We start from the raw sequence: 18,037 nt of genomic DNA, 5'->3' as shown, positions 1-18,037 counted from the left end.
CAGACGTCAGCCTTTCCGGAGATCCGCATGCCCCGCCGCCGCACGGGCCGACCGGTCGCGCCAGCGCACGTACTCCTGCTCCGCGTCGCCTGTGTACGACCACGGCACCCGGGTGGCCCGCCCCTTGAGCAGATCGAAGACCGTCGCGGCCTCGACGAGAAGTCCGGCCTGCGCGAGACCGTGAGCAAGGTGGTTCAGATCGGCGACATCCTGCGCAGCCTCGATGGGAGATCGGACCGCTATCCAGCGTTCCATGGTCTCCAGGAGGTCCCAGCGCTCCCCTGCCCAGTAGCCGACCATCGTGTGCGTCCTGGCCCCTTCCGTCTCGGTGCGGTGACGGAACTCCTCCGCACGAGCGACCTGCGGCATGACCAGCAGCGGGGAGCCGGCCGGAGCGTAGACCGCACAGTCACGTGCGAAGGCGTAGGCCTTGCCGTGCGAGCCGTGCCAGCGCGCCGACATGTAGCGCAGGGCCTGATGGTGCGCCTCCCGGTGGTACGGATCGCGGGCCAGGAGTTCCGACCACCACTGGTTCATGGACTGGGCCCCGCCTTCGTACAGCCTGCCGAGCGTGATCAGTGACACCCAGGGATGAGGGTCGTAGGGGAAGGCGTCAGAGGCGTTCAGACAGATGTGGGCCGTGCGGTCCAGACTCTCGGGGCCCGGCATGGTTCCCGTACGGGCGGCCGCGAAGAGCCGCATCACCTCGGTGTCCGCGCGCAGCACGAGAGCGTCCGCGCTGCTTGGCTGGGCGGTCTGCCAGGCTTCCACGATCCGTTTGTCGGCGGCGGTGTGGGCAAGCAGCCGGATGCGGTGGCTGCGCCGGTCCCAGTCCCTGTGGGAGCCGGTGGCCAACAGGTCGTGTGCGCCCTCCCAGCGGCCCATGACCATGTCCTCGCACGCGTCGGACAGAGCTCTGTCGCCGAAGGTCTGGTCGTAGTGAAGTGCCGCGGAGCGTCGTCGGGTCCAGGCCGGGGCCATGGCAGGCGTCCTTTGATCAGGAGGCGGAACTGGAGGTCAGAAGTCGGTGAGGAGTTCGTCGCGGCTCCTGGCCAGGTTGACGACGTGCGTCTCGTCGGATTCCGCGCCCCCGAAGGAGTCGTCCATGGCGCGCGCCCTGTCTGCGTCGAGACGTCCGCGCTCGAAGTACGGCCGCTGCCGCAGCCACGCGGCGAACATCGGCAGAAGTCCCAGGGCGAGCGTGCCGAACCCGATGGTCAGCGCCGACGGGCTCAGCGAGGCCACGGACTCGATCAGGATCCACAGCATGAACAGCGCGCCGACCAGCGGCCAGAGGCCCATGAGGAAGAAGTTGGACACGGAGGTGCGCAGCAGTTTGCGGTGGACGACGACGGCGCCCAGTCCGGCGAGGCTGTAGTAGAAGGTGACCTGCAGGCCCACGCCGCTGACCGCGTCCGAGAGCAGCGACTCGCCGGGCTCCAGCCGAGCGGCCTCGACGATGGCGAGCGTGCCGGAGGCCACCGCGATGACGGCAGTGGCCACCCACGGCGTATGACGCTTGGCGTGAATACGGCCGAGGACGGGGAGGAGCGTCCGGTCCCGGCCCATCGCGAACAGGGTGCGGCTGGCCTGAATGAGGGCGGTCTCCAGCATCGCGACCGTGGACAGCAGCAGCGCGAGCACCAGCAGCGTGCCGCCCACACCCGGCCAGACCTGCTGACCGAGCGCGATCAGAAGTCCCTCCGGGGAGTTCGACACGGCGTCCGGCGTCATGAGGACATTGACCGCGACGGCGACCAGCGCGAACAGCAGGAACGCCATCACCACACCGATGACCCCGCCGAACCCCGAACCACGCGAGCCTCGCCGGGTCTCCTCACCCAGATTGCTGGTCACGTCCCAGCCCCAGTACGCGAACGTGGCGATCAGCGCGCCCGTCACGAAGGCGTCCTGTCCCTCGAAGTGGCTGAAGCCGAACCAGGACGCTGAGAACGCCGTCCCACTCCCGTCGGACAGCAGCGCGGCCACCGCGAAGCCGATCAACAGCACCAGCTGTACGGCAGTGATGACGGTCAGAGCACGGGCCCCGATCCTGGCCCCGTACGCCACTACCCCCGCCATCAGCAGGAACCAGCCCGAACCCACGACCGCGGCCAGTACCGGATCACCGAGCAGGCTCGGCGCGACGAGTGACAACGTCGCATTACCGGCGGGCACAGTGCTGGACGCCATGAATACGGTGCAGGCGACCACCAGGGACCAGCCGCACAGGAACCCCAGGAAGGGGTGCAGCGACCGGGCCACCCAGCTGTACGCGGCCCCCGCGTTGGGGTCCACACGGCCGAGTTGGCGGTAGGCCAGGGCGATGCCGATCACCGGTATCGCGCAGTAGAGCAGGGCGGCGGGGCTCGCCACGCCGACGGCGGCGATGAGCGCGGGAATCGTCCCCGCGACCGTGTACGCGGGACCACATCCCGCGACAGCCATGACCACCGTGTCGTACGTGCTCAGGGCATCCGCCCGCAGGCCTCCTCCGGTGCCGGACTTCATGCTCAACGGACGTGCCTTTCGGAGAAGGTGGGGCAGGGCGCACGACGGCAGGGGTGTACCGAGGCCGGCTGAGTACGAGGTGGAGTCCTCGGCCGCTCTCGGATGGGACAGCGGCTGCGCCCGGGGGCTGACGAACAGGTCGGGGTGCGCCTTATTCAGCGATTCCCGGGCGGCTGACAGGCGAATCTGCGGCCGGTCAGAGTGGACCCGGCAGATCCTGCCGAAATGAATGTAGATTTGCAATAGCTCGAACGAAAGAATATCCACATTCACGGCGGGCGCTCGGACCGTTCGGCCGCCGGGGCCCGGCACGGCTCGCAGGCGCCGCTGGTGCGGATCTATAGACTTAGTCTGACCGTTTGGTCACTTAGATCACTCTTTGGTGCTCTCCATGGCGATACAAGATCCCGGCCCGTCCTCCGCCACGCAGCCGACCGATGCCCCCCTTCTTCAGCAGGCGCTCGACGCGGTGAGGGTGGGGGCCTGGGACTGGGACATCCGCACCGGCGACCTGATCTGGGACAGGGAGATGCCACTGGTCCTCGGCATCGCGCCGGAGGTATTCGACGGGCGGATCGAGACCTGGCGGGGGCTGATCCACCCCGATGACCTGCCCGTGGTATTGGCGCAGGCCGAGTACGCCCTGCGGGAAGGCGCCGAGTACAACGTCAAACACCGGGTGCGCCGACCGGACGGCACCGTCGGCTGGGTGGCGGTCCGCGGCCGGATCGTCGCCGGCGAGGACGGCGCACCGGCCCATATGGTGGGGCGGCTCTGGGAGACCACCGAGTCCCTGGCCGCCCTGGACTCGGTCGGCCGCGCCCTGCGGCACATGAGCGACGGCTTCCTCGCGGTCGACGCCGACTGGCGGATCCTCTACCTCAACGCCCGGGCGGAGGGGCTCCTCGGCCCCTCGTGGGAACTCGTCGGCCGGACACTGTGGGACATCCCGGCGTTGAGCTCGCCCGGCCTCGAATCGGGGTGCCGCCGGGCCGTCTCCGACCGCACGCCGAAGGGGCTTGATCTGCTGCTGCCGACCGACGGCCGCTGGTATCACCTGCGGCTGATCCCGGTGCCCGACGGACTGACGGTCTATCTGACCGACATCACCGAGAAACGCCAGGTGGAGGAGGAGCACGCGGCCATGGAGCACGCGGCCGCCGAACGGGCCGCACGCATAGGGGAGCTGACGGCGGCGCTCGCCGAGGCACTCACGGCGGAGGACGTGGTGGCCGCAGCCGCCGAGCGGGTGCTGCCGCTGTTCGGCGCAACCGGGCTGATCGTGCAGGCCCGTGAAGGTGGCCGGGTGCAGCCGGTCGGGGCGGTCGGATACCCGCGCGAGTTCCTTGATCAGCTGGCCGAGGGGGGCATCCCCGCCGGCTCTCCCATCGAACTCGCGCTGCATGACGGAGTCCCGAGATTCATCGCCTCGATGGAGGAGATGGAGGCCGACTACCCGGAGATGGGCGGCCTCCCGGGCCTGAGCGGCAAGCAGGCCTGGGCGTTTTTGCCGCTACTGGTCTCCGGCCGCGCGGTCGGCGGCTGTGTGGTCTCCTTCGACCGGCCCCGCCGTCTCTCCGGGGAGGAACGCACCCTGCTTGTCGCGCTCAGCGGACTGATCGCCCAGGCCCTGGAACGGGCCCGGATGTACGACGCCGAGCACGGCCGGGCGCAGGAATTGCAGCGCGGCCTGCTCCCGCGCACCCTGCCATCCCTGCCGGCCGTCACCGCCGCCGCCCGCTATCTGCCGGCCAGCGAGGGCACCCTCGGCGGCGACTGGTACGACATCATTGCGCTCTCCGCCGACCGCGTCGCGCTGGTCATCGGCGACGTGATGGGCCACGGCCTCCCCGAGGCCGCCACCATGGGGCGGCTGCGCACCGCCGTACACACCCTGGCCGGTCTCGAACTGCCCCCCGACGAGTTGTTCTCCCACCTCAACGACATGGTCAGCGACCTCGGCGACGACTTCTACGCCACGTGCCTGTACGCCCTCTACGATCCCGCCTCCGGCCTGTGCACATTCGCCGCCGCGGGACACCCACCACCGGCCGTCGTCCACCCCGACGGCACGGTGCACTTTCCCGATGTCGCCGCCAACCCGCCACTCGGCGCGGCCACGCCTCCCTTCGAAACCACGGAGCTCAAGCTGCCCGAGGGAAGCCTCCTGGTGCTATACACCGACGGATTCGTGGAATCCGCCCGGCGCGACATCGACAGCGGCATCGAACAGCTGGCCAAGGCACTCACCGCCGCCCTCGACAGCGCGCGGCGCGCGGGACCGGCCGGGGACCGGGAAGCCTCCCCCCGTCCCCGGCGGGGAGCCCCCAACCGCCACGCCGAAGCCGGACATCTCGACCGGCTCTGCGAATCGCTCGTCTCCACTCTCCTGCCCGCCCAGGAGGAGACCAACGACGATGCCGCTGTGCTCGTTGCCCGCATCCACACCCTCACGGACGAGAACATGGCGTCCTGGCCCCTGCCCGAAGACCCCGTCGCGGCCGGCCTGGCCCGCGACCACATCCGGCATCAGCTGGCCGAATGGCAGCTCGACGATCTCGTCATGACGACCGAGCTGATCGCCAGTGAGCTGGTGGGCAATGTGGTGCGGCACGCGAAAGGCCCCGTCCGGCTGCGCCTGCTCCGGAGCCGGACGCTCATCTGCGAGGTCTCGGACGGCAGTCTCACCACGCCCCGCATCCGCCGTGCACTGGACACGGACGAGGGCGGCCGCGGACTCCAACTGGTCGCCGCGCTCAGTCAGCGCTGGGGCACCCGGTACACCTCCGACGGCAAGTGCATCTGGACCGAGCAGCCATTGCCAGAGCCCTTGTGGTGACAAACCGGGCCGGCTCCGCACCGTGGCCATGGGCAGCAGATCTGTGTCAGACGTACTCCGCCGCGGCATCCAGCAGCCAGCGATCAGGCCCACGACGAGGAAGGGTTCCGCGTCCAGTGTCCGGTCCCTGATGGCGAGGCGGACCGTGTGCAAAAGCTCGGCCACGATGAACAGCACAAGGCCGTTGTCCAGCGCGGAGAGCACGATCTGCCTGGCCTCTCATGAAGTGCCAGTCGCCCGGGTTGACGGCCGCCGCGTGGACGCGGACCAGAACGTCGTCGTCACCGACGGCCGGAGTGTCGATGTCCCTGAGTTCCAGGACGTCGGGTGGGCCGTACGCGTCCTGGACGATTGCCTTCATGGTGACTCTCCTTCGGATGCCGTCTCCACCGTCATGTCAAAGAAACTTGACATTGGGAACCGTAGGGCAGTGCCGACCCGATGTAAAGTTTTCTTGACCTCGTGACCCGAGCGGTGGCTCGGCGCCGTGCTGGTGGTCACCGGCCGGCTACGACACCTTTCCCACGGCGCCGTGCGGGCCGAACCAGCCCCCGCGGCTCGGCGGCGCGGGCGCGGGCGCCGGCATGGCGGTGGGCCGGGGCTCGGGCGCCGGGAGTTCGAGCGGGCGGGTGCGGGCGTCCGGATCGATCCACTTCACGGCGGGCGGGTCGAGGAACTGCTCCGCGTGGGAGACGTATCCGCGCTGCTGAACCGATGCCGGCAGCGGATCGCGGATGAGTGATGCGGTCGGCAGACCGGAGTTGTGGAGCAGCTCCGCCGTTTCCTGCACGAACATCACGGGACCGCACAGATAGACGGTCTCGTCGTGCCAGTCCCGGCGCCCGCTGAGATGGTCGTGCAGACGCTCCGCGGACCGCATCCGGCCTTCGCCCCGCTCCTGGTACCACCAGTAGGCGCTGAGGTAGGGGTGGGCCCGCAGCAGGTCGACGAGGGAGCCCCCGTCGTAGAAGTGCGACTCGCCGCGGGCCACGACGTCGATACGGATCCGGGGTGCCGGCCGGCGAGCGAGGAGCTCGTCGAGGACCGCCTTGACCGGTGCCCAGCCCGTGCCGGCGGCGATCAGGGTGACGGTGGGGGTGCCGGGCGGCGGGGTGAGCGCGGAGCCGGACGCGGCACCCACGCGTAAGACCTGGCCGGGCGCGGTGCGGTCGCACAGCACGGTGCTGAGTCGCCCGTCCGTGACCCGGCCGATGTGGAATTCGAGCGCCCCGTCGCGGCCGGGGCGTCCGGCCACGGAGTAGGGGCGCCACACACCCGGCAGGTCCGGATGCTCGATCGTGGCGTACTGGCCGGGCAGGCAGGGGTAGTCGGCGGACGGAGCGGCGCGGATGACGGCCGTGTGGCCGCCGTGCAGTCGGTGCGAGACGACGGTCGCGTCCCACCAGGCCGGCTCGTTCGCGGCCAGGGAGCTGTGCGCCCCCGCGGTCATGGCCGCGGTGATGAATCCGTACACCCGCAGCCAGGACTCCTCGGTCCCCTCGTCCCAGGTGCTGGGGCTGTGATAGCGGATGGCGGCGACGAGGCTCTCGCCCACGGCGGCGTAGTCCTCGTCGGTTATCCGGAACTTGCGGTGATCCCGGCCGAGTTGGTCCAGATGCGCGGGGAGTCCGGGATGGTCGAGGTGGTCAACGACGTGCACCAGGGCGGCGAACAGCCGCTCGTACTGGTCGTCCATCGCCGCCGGGAACAGCGGGCGGAGCCGGGGATGACGGGTGAACAGATGGGCGTAGAAGTAGCGGACCACATGGCTGGCACGCAGTCTGACCCGTTCCAGGCTCCCTGTGACGGCATCTATGTCGTCTTTGTCGTCGCTCATGATTCCCCCGCGCTCCTGAGATGCACCGGCCCACCGTGCGGGGTCAGAGGGCGGCATGGGTGCGCGCCGGCTGAACGCGCGTCAAAGTGCTGAGCGAGCGCACCGTATCAACTCGTAGGCGGCATGGAGTGGTTGCGGCGTGAATTATGTCTCGACTGGAACATTCCCTCTCCGGCCGGGAGGCGGTGAGGGCGGTGAGCAGCGGTGAAGGACGTACGCGCCCTACAGGCCCTGCCAGTTGGGCTTGGCGGCGTAGGTGGCGCGGAAGTAGTCGGCGAGCTTGAGGCCGGCGGCCGCCGCCTCGTCGACCACCACGGTGGCGTGCGGATGGAGCTGCAGCGCGGAGGCGGGCACCAGCGCGGACAGCGGGCCCTCGACGGCGAGCGCCACGGCGTCGGCCTTCACCTCTCCGGTGGCCAGCAGGACCAGATGGCGGGCTTCCAGGATGGTGCCGATGCCCTGGGTGATGACGTGGTGCGGGACCTCGTCGAGGCCGTCGAAGAACCGGGCGTTGTCCTGCCGGGTCTGCTGGGTGAGCGTCTTGATCCGGGTGCGGGAGGCGAGCGAGGAGCAGGGTTCGTTGAAGCCGATGTGCCCGTCGGTGCCGATGCCCAGCAGCTGCAGGTCGACGCCGCCGGCTTCGGCCAGCGCCCGGTCGTAGGCGAGGCAGGCGGCGCCGACGTCATCGGCGGTGCCGTCGGGGCCCATGAAGGAGGCGTCGGTCAGGCCGAGGGGTTCGACGACCTCGCGCAGGACGACCGAGCGGTACGACTCGGGGTGGCCGTACGGCAGTGAGACGTACTCGTCGAGCTGGCAGATCCTGGCCCGGGAGGCGTCCACCTCCGAGGCGCGCACCTTCGCGGAGAGGGCTTCGTAGACCGGAAGCGGCGTCGAGCCGGTGGCCACGCCGAGGAGCGCGTCGGGCTTGCTTCGCAGCAGCTCGGCCATGGCTTCGGCGATGAGTTCGCCGCCGGCGGCGGAATCCGGAACGATGACAACTTCCACGAAGATCCCTGTCTCTGAAAGCGCAAGTGGTGTAGACCAATCTACCCGGTTGGCGGGGTGCTGTCGCGCGAAAGGCGTCCCTACGCGTGAATCCGCCCGCCACTGGTGACAGCACAGGGCGCGGATGAGCGTGCGGCACCGCGGCAGCCGTACCAGGAGTGAAACCTGGCGGAAATCCCCGGTGCGGCGGCGGCCCTACTCTCGGATGAGGAACTGCATAGGAGGTGAGCGGGTGACCACCGGCCTCGGACCGCACGCATGGGACCGGAGCAGGCTGCGCTCCGTGAGCGAAGACGATGTGCAGCTGCGCCACCACGTGGTGCACGGCTACCGCCGGGCGTACCGGATCGCCGGAGAAGGCCCTGCCGTCCTGCTCGTACACGGCATCGGCGACTCCTCCGCCACCTGGGTCGACCTCATGCCCGGGCTGGCCCGCAGATACACCGTGATCGCCCCCGATCTGCTCGGCCACGGCTCCTCGGACAAGCCGCGCGCCGACTACTCGGTGGCGGCCTACGCGAATGGAATGCGCGATCTGCTCGGCGTCCTCGGCATCGACCGGGCCACGCTCGTGGGCCATTCACTCGGCGGCGGGGTGGCGATGCAGTTCGCGTACCAGTTCCCCGAGCGGACCGAGCGGCTGGTCCTGGTGGGCGCGGGCGGCGTCGGCCGGGAGGTGAACCCCTTCCTGCGGGCCGTCTCCCTGCCCGGCGCCGACCTGATCCTCTCGGCGCTCTCGCTGCCGGGTATGCGGCAGGGGACCCGCCTGTTCACCGAGCTGATCAGACGGCTGAACACCGACCTCGGGCAGGACGCACCGGAGCTGCTCAACCTGGTGGACGCGCTGCCCGACGCCACCTCGCGCAGCGCATTCATCCGAACCCTGCGGTCGGTCGTCGACTGGCGCGGTCAGGTGGTGACGATGCTCGACCGCTGCTATCTCACGCAGGGGATGCCGACCATGCTGCTGTGGGGATCGCGCGACAGCGTGGCTCCGGTGCAGCACGCCCACGGCGCGCATGCCGCGATGCCCGGAAGCCGTCTGGAGATCTTCGAGGGCGCGGGCCACTTTCCCTTCCACGCCGACCCGGCGCGCTTTCTGGCGCTGGTGGAGGACTTCATCGAGACGACCCGGCCGGCCGACTGGAGTACGGAGCGCTGGCGGGAGCTGCTGCGCGCGGGCCGCGGAGTGGAGGGCGACTTCCAACTGGCGAGCGAGCGCAGCGCGACCTGAGCGCGGGGAGGCCCGCAGCGTGCTGGTCCAGGCAACCTGGCAGGGACAATGAGCCGGTGACCTATCGCTACCGCGTACTTGGGCCCACTCAGGCGTTCCGCCAGGACGGCACCGAGGTACCGCTCAGCGGGGCCCGGTTGAGGGCGCTGCTGGCCGCACTGGCCGCGGTCGGCGGTCGTACGGTGTCCGGCGGAGAGCTCGCAACCCACGTGTGGGGCGAGGACGAAGAGTGGCCCGCCGATGAGACGGCGGCCCTTCAGGCGCTGGTCGGACGGCTGCGGCGAGTGCTCGACAGGGCGGCGGTGGAGTCCGCCCCGGGCGGATACCGGCTGGTGGCGGACCGGGACGACATCGACCACTTCCAATTCGAGCGGCTGGCATCGGAAGGGGCGGCCGCGCTGGAAGCCGGAGACGCCGTCGCGGCGGCCGGACTGCTGGAGGCGGCCCTCGCCCTCTGGCGCGGCCGGGCGCTCGCCGATCTGCCGGGCCGGGACAGCGACCCCCTCGTCGTACGGCTGGAGCAGAGCCACACCCAGGCGCGCCGCTCCCGACTGGCGGCCGAGGTGGTGCTGGGCCGGGCGCAGTCCGTGCTCGCCGAACTCACCGCCCTCGCCGACGCGGCTCCGCTGGACGAGCCCCTGCAGGCGTTGTGGATACGGGCGCTGCGGACGGCGGGACGTCAGGCCGAGGCACTGCAGGCGTACGAGGACGTACGGCTGAGGCTCACCGAACGGCTCGGTACGGCCCCGGGCGGGGAACTTCGCGCCCTGCACGCCGAGTTGCTGGCGGACGATCCGGAGAAGCCCGGCGCGCCTCGAGGCATTCTGCGCGCCAGACTCACGTCCTTCGTGGGCCGCGAGACCGAACTCGCCGACCTGGGTAGGCAGCTGCGGTCCCAGCGGCTGGTGACTCTCCTTGGACCCGGCGGTGCGGGCAAGACCCGGCTCGCCCTGGAAGCCGCCGAGGCGTCGGTGGGGGCATGGCCGGACGGAGTCTCGGTCGCCGAACTCGCACCCGTACGCGACGAGGAGACCGTTCCCGAAGCGGTCCTGACCGCCCTCGGAGCGCGCGAGACACAGGTACGGGGCCCGGCCGCGGCGGAACCCGCGACCCGTGATCCGCTGGTCCAGCTGGCGGAGTACTGCGGACGGCGCAGGATGCTGCTCGTACTGGACAACTGCGAGCACGTGATCGGCGCGGCGGCCCGGTTGGCCGAGGCGGTCCTCACCGGCTGCCCGGGGGTGCGGGTACTGGCCACCAGCCGTGAGCCGCTGGGCGTCCCGGGCGAGTCCGTACGCACGGTGGGACCACTGCCGCAGGACGTGGCACTGCGACTGCTCGCCGAGCGGGGCGCGGCCGCCCGGCCCGGATTCCGTACGGACGACGATCCCGCGGCCTGCGCCGAGATCTGCCGCAGACTCGACGGACTGCCGCTCGCCGTCGAACTGGCCGCCGCCCGGCTGCGTGCCCTGACTCCACGCCAGATCGCGGACCGGCTGGACAACCGGTTCCGGCTGCTCAGCGGCGGCAGCCGGACCGCCCTGCCCAGACAGCAGACGCTGCGGGCGGTGGTCGACTGGTCCTGGGACCTGCTGGACGAGGAGGAGCGGACGGTACTGCGCCGCCTCGCCGTCTTCTCCGGCGGCTGCGCCTTGACCCAGGCCGAAGCCGTCTGCGGAGCGGGCGCCCTGGAACCGCTCGCCTCCCTTGTCGACAAGTCGCTGGTAGTCGCTGCCCCTGACGGTCCCGACGGGATGCGCTACCGCCTGCTTGAGACCGTCGTCGAATACGCGGGGGAGCGGCTGGACGAGGCCGGGGAGCGCGCCGACGCCGAACGGCGGCACATGGGCGCGTACCGGGAATTGGTCCGCACCGGGGACCCGGAGCTGCGTGGGCCACGACAGGCCGAGTGGCTGGAGCGGTTCGAGACGGAACACGACAACGTACGGACCGCACTGCGCACGGCCGTCCGCCTTCCGGAAGAGCAGGAGGCGCTCTGTCTGGTGCTGTCCATGAACTGGTTCTGGCAGCAGCGCAACCATCACGCGGACGCCCGCACCTGGTCGGTGGCCGCCGCCGGAATCGGCCCGGATCCCTTCCAGCCGCCGGTACGGCCTGCCGTACCAATGCCCGACCGCTGTACGGACACCCCGCCACCCTGGACCGATGAGCAGCTGTGGGAGGCGCGGCGCGGAGTGCGGCTGACTGTCCTGGCGAGCAGCCAGGACGAGGGCGCAACGCTGGGGGAGCCGCATACGCAGGCGAAACTGCGCAGGATCGTCGCCGCGTACCGTCCGGGTTTGCCGCAGACCTGTCGGCAGCCCGGCTCGATGTGGTTCTTCGCCCGGCTGATGACAGGCGAGTTCGACGGGCTCGGGGTGACCGTGGACGCCATCGTGGCCAGTTGCGAGGAGCTGGCAGGGGGCTGGGATCTCGGGTTCGCGCTGCTGCTGCGGGCCAAGCTGGCAGGGCCTGTCCGGTCCGCCGGCGACGCCGACCGGGCGCTGGCGCTCTTCGAGGCGGCAGGGGATCTGTGGGGGATCGCGGAGTCGCTGTCCGCGCGAGGGGAGGCCTACGCGTGGCGTGGCCTGTACGAGGAGGCGGCGGCGGACTTCACCCGTGCCATGCGGACTTCGGCCCGGGTCGGCGCGCACGCCCAAGTGCCCGTCTTCAAGGCCAGGTTGGCGTCCGTGCGGCTGAAGACCGCCGTGGCCGGGGCGGACAGGGAGCACGCCGAGCGGCAGCTGCTGGAGGCGGTGGAGGAGTCCCGGGAGTTCGCCGCAGAGGTCCTCGGCACCGCCCGCATGATGCTGGCACAGCACTACGGCCACACCGGTCGCACTCGGCTCGCCCACCATCAACTCCACGAGATGGAAGGAGAGTTGTCTGACCAGACGCCCGATCTCTTCAGCGGCATCGTGGCGGGGACGTACGGCTGGCTGGACTGTGTCGACGGGGAGTACGGACGGGCCCGCAGCCGGATCGCGGAGGCTGTGCGTCGGCTGGACCGCCTGGCGTATCTGGTCGCTCCGTATCTGATTGTCGATCAGTTTCTCTGTGCGGCCTGGGCGATGGCCCATGTGGGGGAGGCGCGGGACGGGGCACGGCTGCTGGGCGCGTACGACAGCACCAGCCGGCAGCCCGGCGGGCTCGGCTTCCGTCCGTTCGCCGACGAGAAGGAGGTCCGGCAGCGGGCCGAGACCGAACTGCGCGCGGTCCTGCCGGGGGAGACGTACGAGCGCGCGTACGCCGAGGGCGGCGGCCTGTCCGCACGGGAGGCCGCCGCCCTGATCTGACGGGTTTCACCCGCCGACCCCTCGACGAGCAGCCGACCGTGACCGGCCCGGGCCGCAGGGGTGCCTGCACGCGACCGACAGCCCGCCTGCACGGTGCGAGGTTCGTCGGTGGCGCCCTCGGTGCGGCGACGGTCAGCGCACCTTGGCCAGCCGGGCGAAGGCGACGACGTTCCCGGCGTACCCGGTCTTCTTCGAGTAGCCGCCGCCGCAGGTGATGACCCGCAGCTCGGGCTCCGGGGTGTCCTGGTAGACCCGCGCCGCGGGGAAGTTCTTCTTGGTGAGGATCTCGACGCCGTAGACGGCGAACACCGCCGTTCGTCCGTCCCCGCGCAGGATCTCGACCTCACTGCCCCGCTTGACGGCGCCGAGGGCGAAGAAGGCGGCGGGACCCGCTGTGTTGTCGACATGGCCGACGATGACGGCCGTACCCCGCTCGCCGGGAGTGACCGCGCCCGTGTACCAGCCGGCGAGGTTGCCGTGCTCCAGGGGCGGGGCCTCCACCCAGCCGTCGGCGTCGAGACCGGCCTCCGTGAGCGGGGCGTCCAGGGCGACGGACGGGACGCTGATCCGCCGCGGCACGGAGCGGGGCAGCGGATCGGGCCTGGCCGGCAGGGGGTCGGACGCGCCGTACCGGGCCGCGACGGCGGAAGGGGGCTGGGGCGGGCCGCCGGCGCCCGCTGCGGAGCCGTTGCGCAGGAGGAACAGTCCGAGCAGCAGGACGCAGGCGACGGTGAACCAGGAGCCGCGCCTGCTGTACGTAGGCACGGTTCAGACGCTGTCGCCGCTGCGGCGGAGCAACAGCAGGACGCTGCCGCCGGCCGCACCCGCGAGGAGAGCGGAGCCGACGCCGATCTGAACGGGGCTGAGATCGGAGAAGCTGCCACCCGCGCCCGCCCTGACGCCCCCGCCGGGCTTGACCATGCCGGGTTTCACGATGCCGGGTTTCACGATGCCTGTCTCGGTCTCGGTCTCGGCCCCGGTCCCTGTCTCGGTCTCGGTCTCCTTCCCGGTCTCGGTCTCGGCCCCAGTCCCTGTCTCGGTCCCGGTCCCGGTCTCCGTCCCGGCCCCGGTCCCGGTCTCCGTCCCGGTCTCCGCCCCGGTCCCGGTATCCGTGCCGGAGCCGCCGGTTACCGAAAGGGGGATGCTGCCCTTCTCGCCCTTGCAGTCGAAGGTGACGTCGTACTCCGCCTCGGGTGTGGCGGCGTCGTCGACCTTCGCCGTGGCGGAGTGGCCTTCAGCGAGGGTGACGGTGTCGAAGATGCCCGAGGAGACCAGGACGGTCGGGCTCGCGCACTCGGTCGCGTTGAGAGTCACAGTGCCGCCGGGCGCGACGGTCTCAGGGGTGACCGTGAAGCCGAACGAGGTGATGTTCTCGTCCTCGGCGAATGCGACCGGGGCGCCGAGTGTCAGCGCGGCGGTGCCGATCAGAGCAAGGGAGGCGACACGTATCGCACGCATGGTCAATTCTCCGAGTTCCCGAGGCGCAGCTGGGGATGAATTCCGCGAACGGTAAGAAATGCACCTCAATGGAGTTGACGCTATGAGGGCCGACGGGGGTACCGCATGTGGCGGGGACCGGGCGGCCCCGGCGTGTCACCGCCGTCTGCCGCGGGGGTCGTCCCGGTCGTGCCAGGTCACACGGTATGGCCGGGCGCCCCGGCGATCCGCCGCCCGCGCAACTCCAAAAGGGTGAGGGAGGTGCGAGGGCCCAGTCCTAATAGAGCGTCACGGACGACTCGAGCACGTCGCATCATCGTGCGCGCGCTCATGCTCGTGCTCGCAGACGTCGTCGACGGCGTGGACGTCCCACGCGGGGAACGGATCGTGCCACGGACCCCTCTCGTCCGCGCGGAGGAGACAGGCGTCGAGTGCCGCACGCAGTGCCTCGGGACGCAACCCGGTACCGATGAAGACCAGCTCCTGGCCCTGGCCGCTCTCCCCGTCCGACGTGCCCGAGGGCTCGAATCGGGCGACGGCGCCCGCCTGCGACCACAGACCGGTTACCTGTTCGCGCCCCGCCAGCGAGAAGAAGCCCTTCGAGCGCAGGACCTGCCCGTACGCGCCGTTGTCGAGCCCCTCCGTGACGAACTCCCAGAGCCGGCCCGGGTGGAAGGGCCGGCCGGCGCGGAAGACGGTGCTGGAGATGCCGTACTCCTCCGTCTCCGGCACATGGTCGCCGTTGAGTTCCATGACCCACCCGGGCGCCTGCTGGGCGCGCTCCAGATCGAAACGGCCGGTGCCGAGGATGTCGGTGGTCGCCGCCCGGCCGTGCCGCGCGGGCACGATACGGGCGAGGGGATTGAGCCGGGTCAGCGCCGCCCGCAGCCGCGCGGCCTGCTCCTCCCCGACTAGATCCAGTTTGTTGACCACGATGACGTCGGCGAACTCGATCTGGTCGATGAGCAGATCGCTGACGGTGCGTTCGTCGTCCTCGTACTGGTCGAGCCCGCGCTCGGCGAGCCCGTCACCGCCCGCCAGCTCGGGCAGGAAGTTCGCCGCGTCGACCACCGTGACCATGGTGTCGAGGCGGGCCAGATCGCCGAGCGTCGCACCGTCGTCGCGAGGGAAGGCGAAGGTGGCGGCGACGGGCATCGGCTCGGAGATGCCGCTGGACTCGATGAGGAGGTAGTCGAACCGGCCCTCGCGGGCCAGCCGGTCGACCTCTTCCAGCAGATCGTCGCGGAGCGTGCAGCAGATGCACCCGTTGGTCATCTCGACCAGCCGCTCCTCGGTGCGCGACAGAGCGGCATCGCCGCCGCGTACGAGCGCGGCGTCGATATTGACCTCGCTCATGTCGTTGACGATCACGGCGACCCGCAGGCCCTCGCGATTGCCGAGGACGTGGTTGAGCACAGTCGTCTTGCCGGCGCCGAGGAATCCGGAGAGGACGGTCACCGGAAGCCGGCGGTCCGCCGTGCTCGTCGGGGCAGTCATGTCCGTCAGCCCTCCGGGTGCAGCAGACCGCGCTCGTACGCCTTCACGAGCCGCTGCGGAACCTGGTACGGGACGCCGTCGACGGTGATGCTCACCAGCTGGGGCGTGGTTGCCTTCCACTGGGCGCGGCGGTGGCGGGTGTTGCTGCGGGACATCTTGCGCTTGGGTACGGCCATGGGACCGGGAACCTCCTGGGGTGGCGATGCACCCGGGACGCTACATGAAAATGGTTCCCGTTAACAATTGGGCTCGGCCGGTGTCCGTCGGAGCCCCCGGCCGGGCTCACACCTTCCGGTAGTCGTACGCCTCCGTGGCCGCCGCCTGCACCGCGTCCAGGTCACCGCCCGCCGACGCGGTCACCACCGCCGCCACAGCGCCCTCGACGAAGGGCGCGTCCACCAGCCGTGCGCCGTCCGGGAGTTCGTCGCCCTCGGCCAGCAGCGCCTTCACGGTCAGCACTGCGCTGCCCAGGTCGACGAGGACCGCCACCCCCGCACCCTGGTCCACCGCGGCCGTGGCCGCCGCGATCAGCTCCGCGCTGGTGCCGAGGCCGCCGTCCGGGGTGCCGCCCGCACAGCCGACGGGCGCGGTCGTGCCGCCGCCCGCGAGCCCTGTGGCCAGCTCGGCGACGGACTCGGCCACCTCCTTGCTGTGCGAGACCAGCACGATTCCGACCAGCTTGCCCGCGCTCATGACGACACCTCCGCCAGTGTGGTGATCAGCAGAGCGGAGGAGGTCGCGCCCGGATCCTGGTGCCCGATGCTGCGCTCGCCCAGATAACTCGCCCTGCCCTTCCGCGCCTGCATCGGCACGGTCGCCAGCGCGCCCCGCTCGGCCGCCTCGCTCGCGGCCGCGAACGACGCGGTGGTGTCGCCGAGAGCCGCGACCGCGGGCTCGAGCGCGTCCAGCATCGTCTTGTCGCCGGCCTTGGCGCCGCCCAGCTGCGCCACCGCGGCCACGCCGGCGCGCAGCGCCTCGGCGAACCGGCCGGGCGTCACCTCGGCGTCCTCGCCGAGAGCCTTGCCCGTACGTCGCAGCAGCGTTCCGTACAGCGGACCCGAGGCCCCGCCCACCGTGGAGATCAACTGCCGTCCCGCCAGGGTGAGTACGGCCCCCGGCGTCTGCGGTGCCTCCTTCTCCAGGACCGCCGTCACCGCCGCGAAACCGCGCTGAAGATTGCTGCCGTGGTCGGCGTCCCCGATCGCCGAGTCCAGCTCCGTGAGGCGGCCCGCCTCACGGTCCACACAGACCGCCGCGGCCGTCAGCCAGCGGCGGAAGAAGTCGGCGTCGAGCACGTGAACTCCCTGTGGTGAGTCGGTTCCATGGCGGGTCAGCGACCCCAGCGGAGCGCGGCGGTCTGCACCGGCGCGTCCCACAGTCGCAGCAGCTCCTCGTCGACCTGGCAGAGCGTCACCGAGCAGCCGGCCATGTCGAGCGAGGTCACATAGTTCCCGACGAGGGTACGGGCCACGGCCACACCCCGCTCGATGAGTACGCGCTGCACCTCGGCGTTGAAGCCGTACAGCTCGAGGAGCGGAGTCGCCCCCATGCCGTTGACGAGCACCAGCACCGGGCCCGTCGGCGGCAGATCCTCCAGCACCGCGTTGACCGAGAAGTCCGCGATCTCCCGCGAGGTCATCATGGCGCGCCTCTCACGCCCCGGCTCACCATGGATGCCGACGCCCAACTCCAGCTCGCCCGACGGAAGATCGAAGGTCGGACTGCCCTTCGCGGGGGTGGTGCCGGCGCTCAGTGCGACACCGAAGCTCCGGGAGTTCTGGTTCACCTGCCGGGCGATCGCCTCGACCCGCTCCAGCGGCGCACCCTCCTCGGCGGCCGCGCCGGCGATCTTCTCCACGAACAGGGTCGCCCCGGTGCCGCGCCGGCCCGCCGTGTAGAGGCTGTCGGTCACCGCCACATCGTCGTTGACCAGGACCTTGGCGAGGCGGACCCCTTCGTCCTCGGCGAGCTCGGCGGCCATGTCGAAGTTGAGGACGTCGCCCGTGTAGTTCTTGACGATGAACAGCACGCCCTCGCCGCTGTCGACGGCGGCGGCCGCCCGTGCCATCTGATCCGGAACGGGGGAGGTGAAAACCTCTCCGGGGCAGGCGGCGGAGAGCATTCCGGGCCCGACGAACCCGCCGTGCAGCGGCTCGTGCCCCGACCCGCCCCCGGATACCAGCGCCACCTTCCCGGCGACGGGCGCGTCACGCCGTACGATCACCCGGTTCTCCACGTCCACGGACAACTCGGGGTGGGCGGCCGCCATGCCGCGGAGGGCATCGGCGACGACCGTCTCCGGGACATTGATGAGCATCCTCATGAGTTCCTCCTGATGAGAAGTTGCCCCAGGAGCCTGGTGGGCTGATCCTGACTCTATG

The 18,037-nt window shown here is 70.8% G+C and carries 14 protein-coding genes; 3 read left to right on the top strand and 11 right to left on the bottom strand.

Going from position 1 to position 18,037, the window contains the following annotated elements; genetic code table 11:
* Positions 1–6: 6 nt before the first annotated feature.
* Both SLUN_RS03730 and SLUN_RS03725 read right to left on the bottom strand, forming a co-directional pair.
* Positions 7–981, bottom strand: a complete 975-nt coding sequence (locus tag SLUN_RS03730) for a hypothetical protein (RefSeq protein ID WP_108147138.1) — start codon at positions 979–981, stop codon at positions 7–9.
* A gap of 36 nt (positions 982–1,017) precedes the next feature.
* Positions 1,018–2,511: an APC family permease gene (locus SLUN_RS03725; RefSeq protein ID WP_108147137.1), complete on the bottom strand. Its 1,494-nt coding sequence runs from the start codon at positions 2,509–2,511 to the stop codon at positions 1,018–1,020.
* Between the two features lie 391 nt (positions 2,512–2,902).
* Here SLUN_RS03725 and SLUN_RS03720 point away from each other — a divergent pair, with 391 nt between their 5' ends.
* Complete coding sequence (locus SLUN_RS03720) at positions 2,903–5,350, top strand: SpoIIE family protein phosphatase (protein ID WP_108147136.1); 2,448 nt, start codon at positions 2,903–2,905, stop codon at positions 5,348–5,350.
* A 508-nt stretch (positions 5,351–5,858) separates the two neighbouring features.
* Here the strand turns inward: SLUN_RS03720 and SLUN_RS03710 are convergent.
* Entirely contained in the window at positions 5,859–7,187 is a 1,329-nt protein-coding gene (locus tag SLUN_RS03710; protein ID WP_159100175.1) for a globin domain-containing protein, read from the bottom strand.
* Between the two features lie 222 nt (positions 7,188–7,409).
* A complete protein-coding gene (locus tag SLUN_RS03705; RefSeq protein WP_108147134.1) occupies positions 7,410–8,192 on the bottom strand; it encodes a glucosamine-6-phosphate deaminase in 783 nt (260 codons plus the stop codon).
* A 205-nt stretch (positions 8,193–8,397) separates the two neighbouring features.
* On the opposite strand from SLUN_RS03705, the gene SLUN_RS03700 reads away from it, so the two are divergent.
* Positions 8,398–9,426, top strand: a complete 1,029-nt coding sequence (locus SLUN_RS03700) for an alpha/beta fold hydrolase (RefSeq protein WP_108147133.1) — start codon at positions 8,398–8,400, stop codon at positions 9,424–9,426.
* 56 nt (positions 9,427–9,482) lie between these two features.
* Positions 9,483–12,722, top strand: a complete 3,240-nt coding sequence (locus SLUN_RS03695) for an ATP-binding protein (RefSeq protein WP_108147132.1) — start codon at positions 9,483–9,485, stop codon at positions 12,720–12,722.
* A 132-nt stretch (positions 12,723–12,854) separates the two neighbouring features.
* Here SLUN_RS03695 and SLUN_RS03690 read toward each other — a convergent pair whose 3' ends face one another.
* From SLUN_RS03690 to dhaK, 7 genes are all read right to left on the bottom strand, one after another.
* Positions 12,855–13,487 carry a class F sortase gene (locus SLUN_RS03690; protein WP_108147131.1) on the bottom strand — a complete coding sequence of 211 codons (633 nt, stop codon included), beginning with the start codon at positions 13,485–13,487 and terminating at the stop codon, positions 12,855–12,857.
* Positions 13,488–13,490: 3 nt separating this feature from the next.
* The gene (locus SLUN_RS03685; RefSeq protein WP_108147130.1) at positions 13,491–14,180 is read right to left on the bottom strand and encodes a cupredoxin domain-containing protein; all 690 of its coding nucleotides are present in this window, start codon (positions 14,178–14,180) and stop codon (positions 13,491–13,493) included.
* A 267-nt stretch (positions 14,181–14,447) separates the two neighbouring features.
* Positions 14,448–15,656: a GTP-binding protein gene (locus tag SLUN_RS03680; protein WP_108147129.1), complete on the bottom strand. Its 1,209-nt coding sequence runs from the start codon at positions 15,654–15,656 to the stop codon at positions 14,448–14,450.
* Positions 15,657–15,661: 5 nt separating this feature from the next.
* The gene (gene rpmF, locus SLUN_RS03675) at positions 15,662–15,832 is read right to left on the bottom strand and encodes a 50S ribosomal protein L32 (protein WP_108147128.1); all 171 of its coding nucleotides are present in this window, start codon (positions 15,830–15,832) and stop codon (positions 15,662–15,664) included.
* 106 nt (positions 15,833–15,938) lie between these two features.
* Positions 15,939–16,349 carry a dihydroxyacetone kinase phosphoryl donor subunit DhaM gene (gene dhaM / locus SLUN_RS03670; protein WP_108147127.1) on the bottom strand — a complete coding sequence of 137 codons (411 nt, stop codon included), beginning with the start codon at positions 16,347–16,349 and terminating at the stop codon, positions 15,939–15,941.
* Entirely contained in the window at positions 16,346–16,951 is a 606-nt protein-coding gene (gene dhaL, locus SLUN_RS03665) for a dihydroxyacetone kinase subunit DhaL (protein WP_179955285.1), read from the bottom strand. The genes dhaM and dhaL overlap by 4 nt, the downstream gene beginning before the upstream one ends.
* A 35-nt stretch (positions 16,952–16,986) precedes the next feature.
* On the bottom strand, positions 16,987–17,979 hold the full coding sequence (gene dhaK, locus SLUN_RS03660) for a dihydroxyacetone kinase subunit DhaK (RefSeq protein WP_108147125.1): 993 nt from the start codon (positions 17,977–17,979) through the stop codon (positions 16,987–16,989).
* Between the last annotated feature and the right edge of the window lie 58 nt (positions 17,980–18,037).

This window comes from Streptomyces lunaelactis, assembly GCF_003054555.1.
In the GTDB taxonomy this organism is placed as follows: Bacteria; Actinomycetota; Actinomycetes; order Streptomycetales; family Streptomycetaceae; genus Streptomyces; species Streptomyces lunaelactis.
This window is presented reverse-complemented; position numbering and strand designations above follow the sequence as displayed.